Annotated in this window: 2 protein-coding genes; one reads left to right on the forward strand and one right to left on the reverse strand. The window is 63.8% G+C overall.

The features are described 5' to 3' along the window. Positions 1-1,209, reverse strand: a 1,209-nt coding sequence (dacB, locus tag VEK15_19210; GenBank protein HXV62836.1) for a D-alanyl-D-alanine carboxypeptidase/D-alanyl-D-alanine-endopeptidase, incomplete at its 3' end; no start/stop codon positions are given. A 209-nt stretch (positions 1,210-1,418) separates the two neighbouring features. Between dacB and VEK15_19215 the strand changes: the two genes are divergently transcribed. Next, positions 1,419-3,167 carry an amidohydrolase gene (locus VEK15_19215; protein ID HXV62837.1) on the forward strand — a complete coding sequence of 583 codons (1,749 nt, stop codon included), beginning with the start codon at positions 1,419-1,421 and terminating at the stop codon, positions 3,165-3,167. Positions 3,168-3,222 lie beyond the last annotated feature (55 nt).

The following is a 3,222-nucleotide window of genomic DNA, read 5'->3' on the forward strand; positions in this document are numbered from 1 at the left end:
CGTACCGTCGACGCCAGCGATCGCGAGAGAGCAGAGGAAATCGGTTCGGAGCTCCGGCGCACGGTAGATATCTTCGAGGATGCGAGCGAGTATCTCCGCGCTCAGATGGTTGTCGTAGGACAGGCCCGATCCGTCATCGATTCGAAAGTCGTTCTTGCTGAATCCGAGCCCAACGATGTACTCGGCAACCGCATGGGTGCCCGACTCGAAGCTTCCCGGCGCCCCGAAGCGGTGGGCGCCGAGCGACTTCAACATCTGCTCGGCGGAAAAGTTGTTGCTGTACTTGCCGAGCGCCGAGAGGACCTCGACGAGCCGATCCGACCGATGCACGTAGAGAGCCTGGAGCTTCCTGTCGTCGACGGCGCCCCTCACGACCTGACCGCTCACCCGCACTCCGTTCTCGCGGAGCTTTCCGACGAGCGCCGAGGCGAAGTAGGCCGTGGGGTCGGGTGAGACGAAACTGCCGATGTGCTCTTCCTCGTCGCCCTGAATCACCCGACCGCGTAGGATGACGCGGTCTCGAGGGAGCTTCACTACACTGACCCAGGGGCGCCCCCGGGACACCGTGGTAACACGGTTCTGGACTTCGAAATATCCGTAGCCCTCGTCCACCAAATCGGCCTGGCTTCCGGCGCTGCTGGCCCGAGCGCGAAGCTCCACGAGGTTGAAGTTGTAGGACAGCGCACTCTGGATGGGCAGCCCCTTCTTGAGGATGTCGTCATACGAAGCCGGCCCGCGGAGACGGTCGTCGAAGAAGCTGTCGTCGAGGACCATATCTCCCCGTATCTCACGCAGTCCCGCCCCTGTGAGAGCACGGGCAATATGGTCCATCTCGTGACGGGTGAGAGAAGGATCGCCCGAGCCCTGGACGACGAGGTTGCCGTCGACCACTCCATCGTGGTACTCCCCGTCGAGCAGGAAACGCGTCTCGAAGCGGTAGCTCGGTCCGAGGTAGTGCAGGCTCGCGCCCATCGTGGCGAGCTTCATTCCCGACGCGGGAATGAAACGTCGATCGGCGTTGTGAGCATAGAGCGTCTCGCCGGTTTCGAGACTCCTGACCACGACGCCAATGGCGCTGCGGAGCCCGAAATGGCGCCGAAGCCCGTCGATCTTCGTGGCGAGAGGATTGTCGAAATCCCTGGCGATGAGCCACGCCGGCAGCATCCCAATGAACAACACAACTGCCAGCGGCCCGACGCGCCTCAACATCGCTTCCCTTTTCTATCATAACCCGCCACGCCCCTGAGATTGAAGGGAATCCCGATTTCGCGGAGAATCCCTCCGCCGTCGTCTCGCTGTGAGACAGACTGATGGGAATTCACCGCGAGCTCTCGTGGGAAAACTCGATCGCCGGGGATCACTTACTGGAGATTTCCAGAGCGTACCATTCTCTTATCGACGCGCACGAGTAGGTCGCCGTGGGCCGGGCTCCCGAGGTGGTGGCGGTGAGCTCGGGCCCGCGGCTCCTACCGTCGCTCGCATTGACGCCGCCTTCGCCGCTCTCATACCATGCGAAGGTGCAACGCTGGGCTTTCGCCCTCGCCCTTCTTGGCTCGGTCGCTTGTGGGGGCTCTGTCAACCACGCCGATCTCGTCGTCCAGGCCGGTCGGGTATTCGATTTCTCCGGAGACACGCTCGTCGTACGCGAAGGGGTCGTCGTCGACACGGGATCGTTCAACGATTTGGAAACCTACGTCGGACCGGAAACCCAGGTGCTGCGCTTCGGTTCTGACGCCTTGATCCTGCCAGGTTTCGAGGATTCTCACATCCATCTCCTGAGCGGCGGATTGAGCCTCTTCGAGGTGGATCTCTTCGAGGCGGACTCGCTCTCCGAGATTCAGGAACGCGTCCGCGTTTTTGCCGCGGCGAACGTCGACGAGCCATGGATTCTCGGGCGGGGGTGGAAGTACACCGCCATGCCCGACGGGCGTCTACCCACCAGAGATGATCTCGACGCGGCGGTCTCCGATCGCCCCGCATTCCTGCTGGCATACGACGGACACAGCGGCTGGGCGAACTCACGAGCTCTGGAGCTCGCGGGCATCGGATCCGACACCCAGCTCGAGGGCTTCGGTGAGATCGTCCGAGACGCCGACGGACGACCCACCGGCACGCTCAAAGAAGGCGCCATGCGATTGGTCAGGCGACTGATCCCCGACCCCTCCCGCGCGAGGAAGCTCGATGCGCTCCAGCAGGCGATGGAGCGGCTAGCATCTCACGGAACCGTAGCCATCCAGAACGCAAGCGGAGACGAAGAGGAGCTGGGACTCTATCAGGAGCTCCTCGAGCTCGATCAGCTGAAGCTCCGGGTCGCGATGGCGATGTCGATCGGCGCGGAGACGACAGCGGACGAGATCGCGCGGATCGCGGCTCTTGCTCGTAGCAATCCCTCGCCGTGGCTGAAAGTCGTCGGGGTGAAGATCGTCCTCGACGGGGTCATCGAGTCCCACACCGCTTCCCTGCTCGAGCCCTACGCCGACGCCGAGTCCCGTGGCGAGCCCGTGACCACTCAGGAAATCCTCGACGCTCTGGTCGCCATGGCGCATGACGCCGGCCTCCAGGTCTGGATCCATGCGATCGGGGATCGCGCCGTTCGCATGGCGCTCGATGCCTACGAGAGGACGGGAGCTACCGACGCACGGTTTCGCATCGAGCACATCGAGCTCGTGCATCCGGACGATGTCCCGCGTTTTCGGAAACTCGGCGTTCTCGCGGGAATGCAGCCGATACATGCCTATCCCTCGACCGTGGCGGTGTGGTCGAAAGCGGTGGGAGCCGGGCGTTTGCCCTATGCCTTTGCCTGGCAGAGCCTCGTCTCGTCGGGTGCGGAGCTCGTGTTCGGGACGGATTGGCCCGCGTCGATCTCCGTCGCTCCGCTGCGCGGGATCCACAACGCCGTGAATCGGCGGACGCTCGAGGGCGATCCTCCCGAAGGATTCGTTCCCGCGGAGCGCGTGAGCCTCGACACGGCAATTGCCGCTTTCACCTTCGCCGGGGCGTACGCCGCATTCGACGAAGAGCGCCGTGGAGGCCTGCAGCCGGGGCAGCTCGCGGATTTCGTCGTGCTCTCCGAAGACCCGTACGCGCTCGAACCGATGGAGATCGCCCGAGTGAGACCGCTCCTCACGGTCGTCGGCGGAAAGGTGACTTACCGCGAGGGAAGCTAATCAACGTCCGCGGCGAGTCACCGGATCGCCCTGGGGGCCTGCTGCCCCTCGGGAA

This window comes from Vicinamibacteria bacterium (assembly GCA_035620555.1).
Classification (GTDB): domain Bacteria; phylum Acidobacteriota; class Vicinamibacteria; order Marinacidobacterales; family SMYC01; genus DASPGQ01.